The following is a 16,681-nucleotide window of genomic DNA, read 5'->3' as shown; positions in this document are numbered from 1 at the left end:
CACGACGATGAGCCTGCAGCTTAGCTTCGCCCAGGCCAGCGCCACCGGGCCACGCACGGAGAACCAGGACGCCCTGCGCCTGGTCACGCCGGCAACGGAACTGGCCGCCAGCAAGGGCTACCTGTTCGCCCTCGCCGATGGCGTCAGCCAGTGCGCCGACGGCGGCCTGGCTGCCCGCGCCAGCCTGCAGGCGCTGGCCATGGACTATTACGCCACGCCCGCCACCTGGGGCGTGGCCCAGGCCCTGGACCGCCTGCTGTTGGCACAGAACCGCTGGTTGCGCGCCCAGGGCAGCCAGCCGCTGCTGACCACACTGAGCGCCCTGGTACTACGCGGGCGCCGCTTCACCCTGGCACACGTGGGCGATTGCCGGGCCTATCGCTGGCACGCCGGTCACCTGCAATGCCTGAGCGAAGACCACGTCTGGGACCAACCCGGCATGCAGCACGTGCTCAAGCGTGCACTGGGCCTGGACCAGCACCTGCTGGTCGACTACCTGGACGGCGAACTGCAGACTGGCGAGTGCTACCTGTTGCTCAGCGACGGCGTCTGGGCCAGCCTTGGCGACCAGCACATCCAGGCCGTGCTGCGTGAGCAGCCCGACCTGCAGTCGGCCGCCGACACCCTGGTTGCCAGCGCCCATCACAACGGCAGCCAGGACAACGCCAGCGCCTTGCTGGTGCGGGTCGAGCAGTTGGGCACGGCCAACCTCGGCGACACCCTGGTGCAACTGCAGCAATGGCCATTGCCTGGGCCGCTACGCGAGGGCCAGGCGCTCGATGGCTGGCAGATCGAGACGCGCCTGGCACACAGCCGCCAGTCGCTGCTCTACCGGGTACGCGATACCCAGGGCCAGCCCTGGCTGCTGAAAACCCTGCCCGGCGAGCGCGAACAGGAACCCGGCGCCGCCCAGGGCCTGCTGCTGGAGGAGTGGTTCCTGCGCCGGGTCGCTGGCCGTCACTTCCCCGAACTGCATGCCGCGAGCCAGCGCCAGCACCTGTACTACGTGATGCGCGAACACAGCGGCAAGACCCTCGCGACGCAATTGGCCAGCCATGGCCCGCTACCGCTTGCGCAGTGGATGGAAGTAGCCCGCCAGCTGTTGCAAGCGGTCGGCGTACTGCACCGGCGTAACCTGCTGCACCGCGACATCAAGCCCGACAACCTGCATCTGGGTGATGACGGCCAGTTACGCCTGCTGGACTTCGGCCTGGCGTACTGCCCCGGCCTCTCTCAGGATCCACTGCACGAGCTACCCGGCACGCCTTCGTTCATTGCCCCGGAAGCCTTCGAAGGCCAGCCGCCCAGCCCGCGCCAGGACTTGTATGCAGTCGGCGTCACGCTCTATCACCTGCTGACCGGGCATTACCCCTACGGCGAGATCGAGGCCTTCCAGCGCCCGCGCTTCAGCCAGGCGGTCAATGCCTCACGCTATCGCCCCGATCTGCCCGAATGGCTGCAGCACAACCTGCAGCAAGCCGTGGCAGCAGACCCGGCGCAACGCTTTGAAACCGCCGAACAGTGGCTGCTGCTGCTCGAGCTCGGTGACCGCCAGGAATTGCCCAGCCGCCCACGCCCCTTGCTTGAGCGCGAACCATTGAAGGTCTGGCGAACCCTGGCCCTGCTGTCGCTGTTGTGCAACCTGATTCTGTTGTTCGCCCTGCTCAAGGGTTGAACGCGTCCTGCCGATGAGGAAACCCTGATGAATGCAAAAGTCTGGCTGGTCGGTGCCGGCCCTGGCGACCCTGAACTGCTCACGCTCAAGGCCGTGCGCGCGCTGCAACAGGCCGAGATAGTGATGATCGACGACCTGGTAAACCCGGCCGTACTGGAACACTGTCCGCAAGCCAGGGTCATTGCCGTAGGCAAACGTGGCGGTTGTCGTTCCACACCCCAGGCCTTCATCCAGCGCCTGATGCTGCGTCATGCACGGCAGGGGCGTTGCGTGGTGCGCCTCAAGGGCGGTGACCCGTGCATCTTTGGCCGTGGCGGCGAGGAAGCACTGTGGCTGCAAGGCCATGGCATCGAAGTGGAGCTGGTCAACGGCATCACCGCCGGGCTGGCCGGTGCAACCCGGTGCGGGATCTCGCTGACTTCGCGCGGGCTCAGCCGCGGGGTGACGCTGGTGACCGCGCACACCCAGGATGACAGCGAGCTGAACTGGGCGGCGTTGGCGCAAGGTGGCACGACCTTGGTGGTGTACATGGGCGTGGCACGGCTGGAGCAGATTCGCCGGGGGCTTCTGGATGGTGGCATGGCGGCTGGGATGCCAGTGGCGATGATCGAGAATGCGTCGTTGCCGCAGCAGCGGGAGTGCCGCAGTGATGTAGCGGCGATGGTGAAGGATGCGCAAGTGTTCGGGCTGCGCAGCCCGGCGATTCTGGTAATTGGGGATGTGGTTGGGGAGCAGGTGATGCAGGAATGGGTGGCAGAGGCCGGGTAATGCTTTAGCCGCACAAATTTCAGGCAAAGAAAAACCCGGCCGAGGCCGGGTTTTTCATTGAGGCTTCAGGCCAATTACTTGGACTGGGCTTCTACCTGAGCTTCAACGCGACGGTTGATAGCGCGGCCTTCTTCGGTGGCGTTGTCGGCAACCGGACGGGTTTCGCCGTAGCCAACCGAGTCAACACGGCTGGATTCTACGCCGTACTGCTGGGTCAGGACCTGCTTCACAGCGTTGGCACGACGCTCGGACAGCTTCTGGTTGTAAGCGTCTGGGCCGACGGAGTCAGTGTGACCTTCAACCACGGTGGTGGTCTGTGGGTACTGCTTCATGAAGTCAGCCAGGTTCTTGATGTCACCGTAGCTGTTTGGCTTGACGACCGACTTGTCGAAGTCGAACTTGACGTCCAGCTCAACGCGAACGACTTCGGCAACAGCCGGGCAGCCATCAGCGTCAACGGTAACGTTGGCTGGGGTGTCTGGGCACTTGTCGACGTTGTCGCAAACGCCGTCGTTGTCGGAGTCGGAGCAGACTTCAGCAACTGGCGCCGGAGCAGCTTCAACTTTGCCACCGCTACCGCCGAAGTTCAGACCCACACCAACGGACGGGCCCCACTCGGTGTTGCCGTTGTCGATGTTGTACATGGCTTCAACGCCGGCACGGGCGAAGAACATGTCGGTGATGTACCACTTGGCGCCAGCGCCAACGTTGGCGAAGGTGGAGTGGTCGCGGCCGCTACGAGTGGCCTGACCCAGGCTTTCGTGAGCGAAACCAGCGGAAACGTACGGACGCAGAGCGTCGCCGACGGTACCGAAGTGGTAGGTAGCGTCCAGCTTGGCCTTGGAACCTTTGATGTCCTTGTTGAAGACTTCACCACGAGCGTTGTGAGTCTCGTTGTAGCCCAGGTCCAGGGATACGTCGTCAGTCAGGAAGTAGCCCAGACGAACGCCAGGATTGGTGCCGTCGTTCTTGAAGTTACGTTCGCTGTCGTAGTACTGCTTGGTAACGTTACCTTCGATTTCGACTGCGCCCTGGCCTTGAGCCATAACGCCGAACGAAGTAGCTGCGACGAGCGAGCCAATGGCCAAGCCCAAGGTGTTTTTCAATTTCATCCGTTAAATCCCCATCTGGTGATAGTTAAGCAGTCCCACCAACATCCGGGGGACAACTCGACGGCAAGTCTAGCAGAACTCGCCGATCCGTTAGAGATATTTACAAGGGACTAAGTTTCATCCAAACCTGCAAATTTCTCACGAAGCTTGTCTAGCGCGCGCTTGTAGCGCATTTTCGTTGCGCTCAAGCCCATATGCATGATATCGGCGATTTCCTGAAATTCCAGTTCCGCGACAAAGCGCAACACCAGAATCTCCCGGTCGATCGGGTTCACATGCACCAGCCACTTGTCCAGCCCGCCTTTCTCTTCCGGTTTCGGAGCCTTCTCTTCGGACGCCTCTTCTATAGGGTCCAGACTCAAGGCATCCATCAACCGGCGTTTACGACGCTCCTTGCGGTACTGGGTAATGCATTCGTTGTAGGTGATGCTGTAGAGCCAGGTCTTGAACTTGGATTTGCCCTCGAAGTTCTTCAGACCGTACAGCACCTTCAGCATCACTTCCTGACAGACATCATCAGCGTCGCGGTCGTTCCCCAGATAACGTGCACAGACGTTGAAAAGGGTCCGCTGGTAGCGCCGCATGAGCTCCTCATAGGCGCGGGTTACGTGATACAGCTCCTCATGCGAACGCGCCACCAACTCCTCGTCGGTGAGTTCGCGGGGGTCATAACGCATGGGCGGCGAATGAACTTTATTCAAAACGGATCTGGCCGACAGTCAGGTCAATGTCGCCGCTCAGCCCCATGGGGCGATTTTCGCGGCGGCATACATTAACAGCTTTTGTGCGGTTAGCGGCTATTGACTCGCTGTTCGAGGAGCACGCGATTGGACAACGACACCAGTTCGCCATCATCGGTCAACAGCGTCGTCTTGACCGTGCCGATCTCTTCGATCATTCCTTCAACCTCTCCAATCCGCACCTGCTGGCCGACCTGGTAGAGTTCACGAACGTAGATGCCGGCCAGAATCTGCCCGGCGATTTCGCGGCTGCCAAGGCCCATGGCAAGCGCGACGGCCAGACCAACGGTAATCAGGCCAATGACGATCACGTGGTTGAGCAGGTCGGTCTTGACCTCGAGCTGGCTGATGGCCACCGAGATGCTGATGATGATCACCAGGCCTTGGGTGATGCGCCCCAGGCCTGCGGAGTATTCAAGGCCGATCCCTTCCGCCGCGCCGCGCACCAGGCCGTTGGCCACCTGCGCCAGCAGTACGCCGGCCAGCAGTACCAGGGCTGCGCCGAACACCTTGGGCAGGTACAAGGCGAGCATGTCGAGAGTTGCCGAAACCCGCTCCAGGCCCAACGATTCAGCGGCCGAGACGAGGAAGATCAGCAATACGAACCAATAGACAACCTTGCCGATCAAGGTCGATATCGGCACCTGGATGCCAACCCGGCCAAGCATCTTGGTCGCCCCGGTGCCGGCCATCAGGCGGTCCAGGCCGAACTTGGCCAGGAGCTTGGAAAGCAGTGTGTCGAGCAGCTTGGCCACCACGAAACCGAGCAGCACCACGACCAGCGCGCCGAACAGGTTGGGGATGAAGTTCGCTACCTTGGTCCATAGGGCGGTCATCGCAGTGACCAGGCTCTGGGTCCAGAGATCGAGTTCCATATTCAATCGGCCTTATCTGCTTTGCTGCCATTGGCAGCGTTGCGGGTAGAGTGTCGACGCACCGGCGCAACGTGCGCCGAGCCATTGTTCACGGCGATCAGCAGCGCCTGGCTCCAGCGGCCAAGCAGGCTGAACAGATCACCGGCACCGACCTGGCGGTTGGCGGTTTTCAGCACGCGACCCAGGCACGCGGCATCGTCTCGCTCCTCGCCGGAGGGCGACGCCTTGAGCAGGTCACGCAGGGATTCTTCAAACGGATCGTGCATAGGCACCTCGCGCAGTGTCACTCAGAGACGAGGTGGCCGGGCGATGGGTCACACATCGCAGTGGAACGAATGTTTCAAGATGACTCGCCACCTTCATACCCAGCGCAACCGCCGGAACAACCACCACTGCCCTACCGCCAGGCCCAGCACGACGATGCAGGCAAGCAGGAAGCCATAAGGGTTGCTCGCCCCCGGAATGCCGCCGACGTTGATGCCGAGCAGCCCGGTGATGAAGCTCATGGGCAGGAAGATGCAGGTGATGATGCCGAAGCGGTACATGGTCCGGTTCATCCGCTCGCTGCGCCGACGGTCTTCACTCTCCAGCACCAGCGCTGCCCGCTCGCGGGTCAGTTCGAGCTCTTCGAGGTAGCGGATCAGGCTGTTGTTCAGCTCGTTCCAGTAATCGGCGTCGGCATCGCAGAACCAGCTCCACTTGCTACGCGACAGCTGGGCATAGATTTCCCGCTGTGGCGCCAGGAACCGGCGCAACCCCGCGGCGCGACGACGGATTTGCTGCAGGCTGCCATGCTCCGGTGAATACCGCTCGTCGGATTCGACCTTTTCTTCTTCGTCGTCGACCAGCTCCGAGAGGTCGCTGACCAGGCTCTGGACTTTTTCGGTCAGCAGTTCGCCCATCAACAACAGCAGTTCAGACGCCGATTTCGGTCCCCTGCCCTCTTCAAGCTGCTGAAGGATCTCATCGCTGGCACGCAATGGCCGCAAGCGCAGCGAAATCACCCGCTGCGCCTGGGCATGGATGCGTACCGAAACCATGTCCTCGGGCTCGGCGCCCGGGTTGAGGTTGACCCCGCGCAGGAACAGCAGCATCTGCTCACCGGCCTGCGGCAACAGCCGTGGCCGGGTGTTCTCCTCCAGCAGCAGGTCGCAGGCGAACTCGCTCAGGCCACTGTCTTGCAGCAACCAGGTGCGGGTTTGCGGATGACTGCGATCCCAGTGCAGCCACAGACTTTCGTGTGGCTGCAGCTGCAGGTCGTCCAGCTCGGTCCGGGCGATCGAACGCGCGCTGCCTTTACCATCGAGCACCAGGGCATGCACCAGCCCCCACTGCGCGTTGTCTTCCTCGAACATCAAAGCTCCATCAGCGCGTACGACGCGTCACTCCGGCATTTTCAGCGGGCTTGGCGAAATGATCACGCCGTTGTTGTCGGCATACAGGTACTCGCCCGGGCGGAAGGTGACCCCGGCAAAAGTTACGGCCACGTTGAGGTCACCGATACCGCGCTTGTCGGTTTTCATCGGGTGGCTGGCCAGCGCCTGCACACCGACGTCGGTCTGGATCAGTACGTCGACGTCTCGCACGCAGCCGTAGATCACCAGGCCTTCCCAGCCGTTCTTGGCGGCCTTCTCCGCGAGCATGTCACCGAGCAGCGCACGGCGCAGCGAGCCGCCACCGTCGACTACCAGGACCTTGCCCTTGCCATCGAGCTCGACCTGATCCTTGACCAGCGAGTTGTCTTCGAAACACTTGATGGTGACGATCTGGCCACCGAAGGAATCGCGGCCACCGAAGTTGCTGAACATCGGTTCCAGCACCTGTACCAGGTCCGGGTAGGCGTCACACAGGTCGGGCGTTACGTAATGCTGCATGGGAAGCTCCTGTCAGTCACAACGAAAGCGGGTATCGGCCAAGGCTACACCGTAGAAGCTGTCGCAGTCATCCGGGACTGAGCAGTCAAGTTTTGCCTGTGCCGCGAAGAGGCCGGCCCAGGCGAAGCAGATTCAGCCAACAGGCACAGGCTCGGCCGCCACCGTCGACACATGCACTGGCAACAGCGGATCGCGCAACCAGCGCTCCACCAGCGGCCAGACCTGCGCCTGCGCCGCCTTGCTCACCAGCATGTCGACATGCCCAAAGGCCTCGAAACCCTCTTCACGGCCCAGGCGCAGGAACTGCTTGCGCTCGCCACCCAGCTGATCGAACAGCTTGCGGCAAGCCCACACCGGGTCCTGGAAGTCCCCGGCGCCGGCCACCGCCAGCAACGGCACATCCACGTCGGCCAGCCCCGCCCACCAGTCGTTCTGCTTGTCGCCAAAGCGCCCGAACAGGCCATGCCAGCGCATGCTCTCAAGGGCCAGGCCGATCGGCTCGTCCTCCGGCCCGCGCTTGAACCGCGGCCCGGAAATCTGCCCCCAACGCTTGAGCAGCATTTTCGCCCCCCAGGTCAGAGGCGGCACCTTGAGCGGCCAGTAGACACGGCTGATCTGGGTACCGAAAAGCGCCGCGCTGGCCACCTGGCCGGACTCGAGGAAGCCGCCACCCAGGGCCGCCACCAAGGTGGTTCCCCCCAGGGAATGGCCAACCCAGTGCGGCGCCTGGCCAGACTGCTCACGAACGAATGCCGCAATCAGCGGCAGGTCGTCGCGGGCGTAGTCGGCCACGCTGTTGTGCTTCCAGTTGCGATTACGTGGTGACAAGCCGTGGCCGCGCATCTCCGGTATCCACACATCGAACCCGGCCCGCGCCAGATAAGCCCCCAGGCCGATGCCCTTGGGCGAATACCAGAAGCGCCGGTTGGAGAAACTGCCATGCAGCAGAATCACCGGCACGCCCAGGGGCCGGCCTTGATCAGCCAGGCCCAGGCGGGTCACGGCCAGCTCGACGCTGGGATCAGGGCCGTTGCCGGCCTTGATCCGGTACACGTCTTCGCTGAGGTCGCCGCGACGCTCGGCACTGAGCAAGGCCACGGGAAAAAGGTTGCTGCTGCTTTGCATAAGGTTGCTTGGTGCACAAAAAAGGGCGTGATCCATCACTGGAACCCGCCCTGGAAAAAACCAGGCGGGGGCGCGCCAGACGCGCCCCCGCAATTTACCGCATCAGGCTGCGCCCTGGCCTTCGGCCAGGAAGAACCAGGTCTCCAGGACCGAGTCCGGGTTCAGCGACACGCTTTCGATGCCCTGCTCCATCAGCCACTTGGCCAGGTCCGGGTGGTCCGACGGGCCCTGGCCGCAGATGCCGATGTACTTGCCGGCCTTGTTGCACGCCTGGATGGCGTTGGCCAGCAGCTTCTTCACCGCCGGGTTACGCTCGTCGAACAGATGGGCGATGATGCCCGAGTCGCGGTCCAGGCCCAGGGTCAGCTGGGTCAGGTCGTTGGAACCGATCGAGAAGCCGTCGAAGTACTCGAGGAACTCCTCGGCGAGGATCGCGTTGGACGGCAGCTCGCACATCATGATCACGCGCAGGCCATTGTCGCCGCGGGCCAGGCCGTTTTCGGCGAGCAGGTCGACGACCTGGCTGGCTTCGCCCAGGGTGCGTACGAACGGCACCATGATCTCGACGTTGGTCAGGCCCATTTCGTTGCGCACGCGCTTCAGCGCACGGCACTCGAGCTCGAAGCAGTCACGGAACGACTCGCTGATGTAGCGCGAGGCGCCGCGGAAGCCCAGCATCGGGTTTTCTTCTTCCGGCTCGTACAGTTTGCCGCCGATCAGGTTGGCGTACTCGTTGGACTTGAAGTCCGACAGGCGCACGATGACCTTTTTCGGGTAGAAGGCCGCTGCCAGAGTGCTGATGCCCTCGACCAGCTTCTCGACATAGAAGCCGACCGGGTCGTTGTACCCGGCGATGCGCTTGTCGACGCTTTCTTTCAGGTCGGCAGGCAGGCCGGCGTAGTTCAGCAGCGCCTTGGGGTGCACGCCGATCATGCGGTTGATGATGAATTCCAGACGCGCCAGGCCCACGCCTGCGTTAGGCAGCTGGGCGAAGTCGAAGGCGCGGTCCGGGTTGCCGACGTTCATCATGATCTTGAACGGCAGCTCCGGCATGGCGTCCACCGAGTTCTGCTTGACGTCGAAGCCCAGCTCGCCTTCGAAGATGAAGCCGGTATCGCCTTCGGCGCAGGATACGGTCACGCCCTGGCCGTCTTTCAGCACTTGGGTGGCGTTGCCGCAACCGACCACGGCCGGGATGCCCAGCTCACGGGCGATGATCGCCGCGTGGCAGGTACGCCCGCCACGGTTGGTGACGATGGCGCTGGCGCGCTTCATCACCGGCTCCCAGTCCGGGTCGGTCATGTCGGAGACCAGTACGTCGCCCGGCTGCACCTTGTCCATCTCGGACACGTCGTTGATCACGCGGACCTTGCCGGCGCCGATGCGCTGGCCGATGGCGCGGCCTTCGACCAGCACGGTGCCCTTCTCTTTGAGCAGGTAACGTTCCATGACGTTGGCGCTGGCGCGGCTCTTCACGGTCTCAGGGCGGGCCTGGACGATGTACAGCTTGCCGTCGTCACCGTCCTTGGCCCATTCGATGTCCATCGGGCGCTGGTAGTGCTGCTCGATGATCATTGCCTGCTTGGCCAGCTCATTGACTTCGTCGTCGCTCAGGCAGAAGCGTGCACGCTCGGCGCGGTCGACCTCGACAGTCTTGACCGAGCGACCGGCCTTGGCTTCGTCGCCATAGACCATCTTGATCGCCTTGCTGCCCAGGTTGCGGCGCAGGATGGCCGGGCGGCCAGCCTCCAGGGTCTGCTTGTGCACGTAGAATTCGTCAGGGTTGACCGCACCCTGCACCACGGTTTCACCCAGGCCGTAGGCGCCGGTGATGAACACCACGTCACGGAAGCCCGACTCGGTGTCGAGGGTGAACATCACGCCGGCAGTGCCGGTTTCCGAACGGACCATGCGCTGCACGCCAGCGGACAGGGCAACCAGCTTGTGGTCGAAGCCCTGGTGCACGCGGTAGGCGATGGCGCGGTCGTTGAACAGCGAGGCGAACACTTCCTTGGCCGCGCGGATCACGTTGTCGACGCCACGGATGTTGAGGAAGGTTTCCTGCTGACCGGCGAACGAGGCGTCCGGCAGGTCTTCGGCGGTGGCCGAGGAACGCACGGCCACGGCCATGTTGTCGTTGCCCTTGGACATTTCGGCGAAGGCGGTGCGGATTTCCGCATCCAGGCGAGCCGGGAATTCGGCCTCCATCACCCACTGGCGGATCTGCGCGCCGGTCTTGGCCAGGGCGTTGACGTCATCCACGTCGAGGGCGTCGAGGGCCGCATGAATCTGGTTGTTCAGGCCACTCTGTTCGAGAAAGTCACGGTACGCCTGAGCCGTAGTGGCAAAGCCGCCCGGCACCGACACGCCGGCACCAGCGAGGTTACTGATCATCTCGCCCAGGGATGCGTTCTTGCCCCCCACATGCTCCACATCGTGGACGCCGAGCTTATCGAGGGAAACTACGTACTCTACCAAGGTGATCTCTCCACTAACTGTATTGGAAAAACTCAAGGGCGCCCGCCTGCCTTCGTTGACTGGGCCGGACGCTTGTGGCCTGTACCTGGAAAATAGGTTCGCAAAATATGGCAGAATGCTGACAGCCACGTTCGGCAAACCGAACTTATCATATCCAAGAAACGTCATCAGCTTAAGGCCCAGATCGCAAATGAAACGAACCGCGTTCTTCATCTCCGATGGCACCGGCATCACCGCCGAAACCCTGGGCCAGAGCCTGCTCGCTCAATTCGAAAGCATTCCGTTCAGTAAATTCACCCGTCCGTACATCGACAGCCCGGAAAAGGCGCGGACCATGGTGCAGCAGATCAACGCTGCCGCAGAGCGCGATGGCATGCGGCCGATCATCTTCGACACCATCGTCAATCAGGACATCCGTGAGATCCTGGCGACGTCGAACGGCTTCATGATCGACATCTTTTCTTCGTTTTTATCCCCGCTTGAGCAGGAATTGACGGCCCATTCGTCGTATTCCGTGGGCAAATCGCACTCGATTGGCGGCAATTCCAACTACATGGAACGCATCGAGGCGGTGAACTTTGCCCTGGACAACGATGACGGTGCGCGCACCCACTACTACGACAAGGCCGACCTGATCCTGGTCGGCGTGTCGCGCTGCGGCAAGACCCCGACCTGCCTGTACATGGCCATGCAGTTCGGCATCCGCGCCGCCAACTACCCGCTGACCGAGGACGACATGGAGCGCCTGCAACTGCCGGCGGTGCTGAAAAAGCACCACAGCAAGTTGTTCGGCCTGACCATCGACCCCGACCGCCTGACCGCCATTCGCCACGAGCGCAAGCCCAACAGCCGCTATTCGAGCTTTGCCCAGTGCGAGTTCGAGGTGCGCGAGGTGGAGAACCTGTTCCGCCGGGAGAACATTCCCAACATCAATTCCACGCATTTCTCGGTGGAAGAGATTTCGGCGAAGATCCTGGTCGAAAAAGGCGTGGAGCGCAGATTCAAGTAAGCCTGCACCGGCCCTTTCGCGGGACAAGCCCGCTCCTACAAGATCGCGCGATCCCTGTAGGAGCGGGCTTGCCCCGCGAAGAGGCCGGCACAGGAGTACAAAAAAAGCCCCGGCATCGCTGCCGGGGCTTTCTTTTACCTCAGCACCTGACTCAGGACGGCAGCACCGCCGCCTGCCCGCTCAGCGCCAGGTCGACCAGCTCGCGGTTGGCCACCGCGTACATCGCATAGTCGGTGCCGGTGGCATTGCGCAGGTCGTCGAGCATGGCGCGCCAGCGCTCGACCATCACCCGGTGCTGCTCGGCCCACAGCGCCACACGGGCGTCCATGTCTTCCGGAGCATCGACCATCTGCAGCACCGAGATGGTGATCGCCCGCTGCTGCAGGTCGATGTCGTCGCGGAACGCCTCGCGGGCCAGGGCCTGCCAGTTGTTTTCCACCGGCAGGTTGCTGATTTCCTGCAGGTACCAGGTCAGGTCCAGCGCGCTGCCCACGGCGAAGAACGCCTTGGCCACCTGCGCCGGGTCATGCCCGGTGACGTCCGAGGCCTCGATGATCGGCAACAGGGTGTACAGGTGGGTGGTACCGGCAACCATGCGCGCCAGCAACTCCGGTACGCCAGCGTCGACGAAGCTCTGGTAACGCACCATCCAGCGCTCGCGGGTCGGGCCTTCCAGCAGCTCGTCGAGCTTGAGCCCCAGCTGGGCGATCTTCGGCCCGAAGTGTGCAGTGTCACGCCCCGCATCCTGCTCGTTGCGTCGGCTGCGCAGGAACCAGCGGGTGGCGCGGCGGCCCAGGCGCATCAGCTCGTCCATCAGGGTCAGCTGGATTTCCGCCGGCACCTGGTAGTCCAGCGCCTCGATCTGGCGGAACCAGTGCGGCAGGTGGAAGATATCGCGCACGATCACGTAAGCCCCGGCGACGTTGGCCGGGCTCATGCCGGTCGACTCCTTCAGGCGCTGGACGAAGGTGATGCCCATGTTGTTGACCAGGTCGTTGGCGATCTGGGTACTGACGATTTCGCGCTTCAGGCGGTGACGGCGCATGGCATCGGCGAACTTGCTGACCAGCGACGGCGGGAAGGCGGTTTCCATGTCGCGGGTCAGGTAGTCGTCGTCGGGTACCAGCGACTTGAGCAGCTGCTCCTTGAGGTCGATCTTGCTGTACGAGATCAGCACCGACAGCTCGGCACGGGTCAGGCCCTGGCCGGCAGCCAGACGCTCGGCCAACTGCTCCTCGGACGGCAGAAACTCGATGGCCCGGTCCAGCTTGCCACGGCCTTCGAGGTCGGCCATCAGGCGCTTGTACTCGGCGATCCGCTCGCGGGCGCGGCGGGCGGCCAGCGACAGCGCCTGGGTCTGCTTGTAGTTGTTGCCCAGCACCAGGCCGGCGACTTCGTCGGTCATGCTGCCGAGCAGCTGGTTGCGCTGCTTCTCGGTCATGTCGCCACCCTGCACCACTTCGTTGAGCAGGATCTTGATATTGACCTCGTGGTCGGAGCAGTCCACGCCACCGGCGTTGTCGATGAAGTCGGTGTTGGTGGCGCCGCCATGCAGGCCGAATTCGACACGGCCGAGCTGGGTCATGCCGAGGTTGCCGCCCTCACCCACCACCTTGCAGCGCAGCTCGTTGCCGTTGACCCGCAGTGCATCGTTGGCCTTGTCGCCGACATCGGCGTGGCTTTCGCTGCTGGCCTTGACGTAGGTGCCGATACCGCCGTTCCACAGCAGGTCGACCGGCGCCTTGAGCAGCGCGTGCAGCAGCTCGGTCGGGGTCAGGCGATCGGCCTCGATGGCAAAGCGCTCTTTCATCTGCGGGCTGATGGCGATGCTCTTGGCACTGCGCGGGAAAATCCCGCCGCCTTCAGACATGATGCTGGTGTCGTAGTCGCTCCAGGCCGAACGCGGCAGGTCGAACAGGCGCTTGCGCTCGATGAAGCTGGTGGCCGGGTCCGGGTTCGGGTCGATGAAGATGTGCAGGTGGTTGAACGCCGCCACCAGTTGCAGCTTGTCGGACATCAGCAGGCCGTTGCCGAATACGTCGCCGGCCATGTCGCCGACGCCGATCACGGTGATCGGGTCCTGCTGCACGTTGATGCCGCGCTCGCGGAAGTGGCGCTGCACGCCAACCCACGCGCCGCGGGCGGTGATGCCCATCTTCTTGTGGTCATAACCGGCCGAGCCACCCGAGGCGAACGCATCGCCGAGCCAGAAGCCGTAGTCGATGGCAATGCCGTTGGCGATGTCGGAGAAAGTCGCGGTGCCCTTGTCGGCCGCCACCACCAGATACGGGTCGTCGTCATCGTGACGCACCACATTGGCCGGCGGCACCACGCCACCTTCCTTGAGGTTGTCGGTGATGTCGAGCAGGCCGGAGATGAAGATGCGGTAGCAGGCCACGCCCTCGGCGGCGATCTCGTCGCGAGTGCCGCCCAGCGGCAGCCGGCGCGGCAGGAAGCCGCCCTTGGCGCCCACTGGCACGATCACCGAGTTCTTTACCTGCTGGGCTTTGACCAGGCCCAGCACTTCGGTGCGGAAGTCTTCCTCGCGGTCCGACCAGCGCAGGCCGCCGCGGGCGACGTTGCCGAAGCGCAGGTGCACGCCCTCGACCCGTGGCGAATAGACAAAGATCTCGAACTTCGGCACCGGCTTGGGCAGCTCGGGAATCAGCTTGGGGTTGAACTTGAAGCTGAAGTACGACTTGTTCTGGCCGTTGGCATCCGACTGGTAGAAGTTGGTGCGCAGGGTGGCCTTGATCAGGTCCAGGTAGCGCCGCAGGATGCGGTCCTCGTTGAGCACCTGGACCTCGTCCAGGGCCGTGAGGATCGCCTGTTCCAGGCGCTGCTGCTTGTCATCCAGGTCTTCATTGGTGAGCTTGCGCGCCAGGTAGAAGCGGGTCTTAAACAACCGGGTCAGCTCGCGGGCGATGTCGGTGTGATTGTTCAGGGTGCTGGCGATATAGCCGAGGTCGAAGCCCAGACGGATCTGCTTGAGGTAACGGGCATAGGCACGCAGCAGCGCCACGTCACGCCATGGCAGGCCGGCAGTGAGCACCAGGCGGTTGAAGGCGTCGTTCTCAGCGTCGCCCTTGACGATATGGATGAAGGCATCCTGCAGGGTGTCGTTGAGCTGCTGGATGTCCAGGTCCAGGCCTTCGCTGTAGGTGAAGGCGAAGTCATGGATCCAGAACTCACGCCCGCTGGCGTGGCGCAGGCGGTAAGGGAACTCGCCGAGCACGCGCAGGCCAAGGTTTTCCAGAATCGGCAGCACATCAGACAGCGCCAGCGGGGTGTCGGCGTGGTACAGCTTGCAATGCAGCAGGCGCTCGCCCAGGCGGGTCAGGGGCTGGTAGAAACTCATCGCCAGCGGCTTGCTCTCGGACAGTGCCACCACGTGCTGCAGGTCGACCACCGCCGAATGCGCCGGGAAGCGCTCGCGGTAGCCCGCCGGGAAGCCCTTGGGGAAGTCGCCGAGGATGTTGGTGCCCTGGGCTTCGCCGAAGTTCTCGATGACCAGCGCCGAGTAGTCGTCCTGCCACGAGCGGCAGGCCTGGATCACTTCGTTTTCCAGCTGCTGCGGGTCGATGTCGATGCGGTTCTTCGGGTCGACCCGCAGGATCAGCTGCACACGCGCCAGCACCGATTCGGAGAAGAAGGTCCAGAATTCGCAGTCGCTGGCCTTCAGACGCTCCATCAGCACCTGCTGGATCTTCTGCCGCACTTCGGTGGAGTAGATCTCGCGCGGCACGTAGGCCAGGCCGTAGCAGAAGCGCCCGTACGGGTCCTTGCGCAGGAACACGCGAATCTTGTTGCGTTCCTGGATCTGCACGATCGACATCACGGTATTGAACAGCTCGTCGATCGGGGTCTGGAACAGGTCGTCGCGCGGCAGCACTTCGAGCACCTGGGCCAGCTCCTTGCCCAGGTGCGCTTTCGGGTCGAAGCCGGAACGGCGCTCGACTTCGGCGACCTTCACGCGGATGTAAGGGATGGCATGCACGCTTTCGCCGTACACCGCCGAGGTGTACAGGCCCATGAAGCGGTGTTCCTTGATGACCTTGCCATCGGCATCCAGCTGGCGGATCGACACATAGTCCGGGTAGGCCGGGCGATGCACGCGGCTGGGCAGTGCAGCCTTGGCGAACGACAGCAGCAGCGGCTCGTTGAGGTAGGCCACGGCGTAGTCTTCGATGCGCAGTTCTTCCGCCGTCAGGCCTACCCGCAGGCGGCGCGGCAGGCCGAGGAACGACTGTTCGTCGTAGACCATCTGGCCACCGTCGCTGTCGGCCTGGACGGTGAATTCTTCATAGCCGAGGAAGGTGAAGTGGTTGTCCAGCAGCCATTCGAGGAAGGCCTTGACCTCGCCCTTTTCATGCTGGGCCGGGCCGTAGGCGGTGTTCTCCACTTCAGCGACGACTTCGCGCAGTTTGGCTTTCATCGGCTCGAAATCAGCCACCGCCACGCGCACTTCGGCCAGCACCTGCTCGATCTCGCGGGCCAGCACGGTCAGCTCGGCGGCATTGGCGCAGCGGTCGATCTCCAGGTACATCAGCGACTCGTGGCGCACGTCCTCGCCCTGGGTGCCCTTGGGCAGCAGTTCGAGCAGTTCGCCCTTGGCGCCCCGGCGCACGCTCAGCACCGTGGTCTGCAGGGTGTGGATGCTGTAGCCGCGGCGATTCAGCTCGGTGCGTACCGAGTCGACCAGGAACGGCAGGTCGTGGTGCAGCACTTCGACCACGGTGTGGGTCGATTGCCAGCCATTGCGTTCGTAATCGGGGTTGTACACCCGCACTTGCGGGTACTCGGGGTCGAAGCGCTCGATGATGCGCCACGCCGACAGGGTGCAGCCGGCCAGGTCAGAAAGCCGGCGCTGGGTAAGTTCGTCCATCGAGATGATGCCGAAGAACTGCTCGGCGAATAGCGCCACTTGTGGCAGGGACTGTTCGCTGATGTGCTGCGCCAGGGCCGCTTGCAGTTGATGCTGGAAGTCGGCTTTGCTGGCTGCGGTGAAGAACGCCATCTGTGGTA

12 protein-coding genes are annotated in these 16,681 nt (G+C 63.2%); 3 read left to right on the top strand and 9 right to left on the bottom strand.

Annotated elements, in window-relative coordinates:
• The first annotated feature begins 7 nt into the window (after window positions 1-7).
• Complete coding sequence (locus C2H86_RS19965; protein WP_159409474.1) at window positions 8-1,675, top strand: bifunctional protein-serine/threonine kinase/phosphatase; 1,668 nt, start codon at window positions 8-10, stop codon at window positions 1,673-1,675.
• 27 nt (window positions 1,676-1,702) lie between these two features.
• Window positions 1,703-2,443, top strand: coding sequence for a uroporphyrinogen-III C-methyltransferase (gene cobA, locus C2H86_RS19960; RefSeq protein WP_159409473.1), 741 nt, complete (start codon window positions 1,703-1,705; stop codon window positions 2,441-2,443).
• Between the two features lie 74 nt (window positions 2,444-2,517).
• Here cobA and C2H86_RS19955 read toward each other — a convergent pair whose 3' ends face one another.
• From C2H86_RS19955 to ppsA, 8 genes are all read right to left on the bottom strand, one after another.
• Complete coding sequence (locus C2H86_RS19955; RefSeq protein WP_159409472.1) at window positions 2,518-3,555, bottom strand: OmpA family protein; 1,038 nt, start codon at window positions 3,553-3,555, stop codon at window positions 2,518-2,520.
• Between the two features lie 110 nt (window positions 3,556-3,665).
• Window positions 3,666-4,232, bottom strand: a complete 567-nt coding sequence (gene sigX / locus C2H86_RS19950; RefSeq protein ID WP_060508105.1) for an RNA polymerase sigma factor SigX — start codon at window positions 4,230-4,232, stop codon at window positions 3,666-3,668.
• A gap of 113 nt (window positions 4,233-4,345) precedes the next feature.
• Complete coding sequence (locus C2H86_RS19945; protein WP_159409471.1) at window positions 4,346-5,170, bottom strand: mechanosensitive ion channel family protein; 825 nt, start codon at window positions 5,168-5,170, stop codon at window positions 4,346-4,348.
• A gap of 2 nt (window positions 5,171-5,172) precedes the next feature.
• Window positions 5,173-5,436 (bottom strand): CrfX protein, encoded by a 264-nt coding sequence (locus C2H86_RS19940; RefSeq protein ID WP_103449775.1) that lies wholly within the window; start codon window positions 5,434-5,436, stop codon window positions 5,173-5,175.
• A gap of 93 nt (window positions 5,437-5,529) precedes the next feature.
• The gene (locus C2H86_RS19935; RefSeq protein WP_159409470.1) at window positions 5,530-6,525 is read right to left on the bottom strand and encodes a zinc transporter ZntB; all 996 of its coding nucleotides are present in this window, start codon (window positions 6,523-6,525) and stop codon (window positions 5,530-5,532) included.
• Window positions 6,526-6,552: 27 nt separating this feature from the next.
• The gene (gene rraA, locus C2H86_RS19930; RefSeq protein WP_085674904.1) at window positions 6,553-7,044 is read right to left on the bottom strand and encodes a ribonuclease E activity regulator RraA; all 492 of its coding nucleotides are present in this window, start codon (window positions 7,042-7,044) and stop codon (window positions 6,553-6,555) included.
• Window positions 7,045-7,176: 132 nt separating this feature from the next.
• Window positions 7,177-8,169, bottom strand: coding sequence for an alpha/beta fold hydrolase (locus tag C2H86_RS19925; RefSeq protein ID WP_240349615.1), 993 nt, complete (start codon window positions 8,167-8,169; stop codon window positions 7,177-7,179).
• A gap of 102 nt (window positions 8,170-8,271) precedes the next feature.
• Entirely contained in the window at window positions 8,272-10,647 is a 2,376-nt protein-coding gene (ppsA, locus tag C2H86_RS19920; RefSeq protein WP_159409468.1) for a phosphoenolpyruvate synthase, read from the bottom strand.
• A 190-nt stretch (window positions 10,648-10,837) separates the two neighbouring features.
• Between ppsA and ppsR the strand changes: the two genes are divergently transcribed.
• A complete protein-coding gene (gene ppsR / locus C2H86_RS19915) occupies window positions 10,838-11,656 on the top strand; it encodes a posphoenolpyruvate synthetase regulatory kinase/phosphorylase PpsR (protein WP_103449905.1) in 819 nt (272 codons plus the stop codon).
• Window positions 11,657-11,807: 151 nt separating this feature from the next.
• Here ppsR and C2H86_RS19910 read toward each other — a convergent pair whose 3' ends face one another.
• Complete coding sequence (locus C2H86_RS19910) at window positions 11,808-16,673, bottom strand: NAD-glutamate dehydrogenase (protein ID WP_159409467.1); 4,866 nt, start codon at window positions 16,671-16,673, stop codon at window positions 11,808-11,810.
• Window positions 16,674-16,681: the final 8 nt, after the last annotated feature.

Source organism: Pseudomonas putida (assembly GCF_009883635.2).
Lineage (GTDB): Bacteria > Pseudomonadota > Gammaproteobacteria > Pseudomonadales > Pseudomonadaceae > Aquipseudomonas > Aquipseudomonas putida_W.
This window is presented reverse-complemented; position numbering and strand designations above follow the sequence as displayed.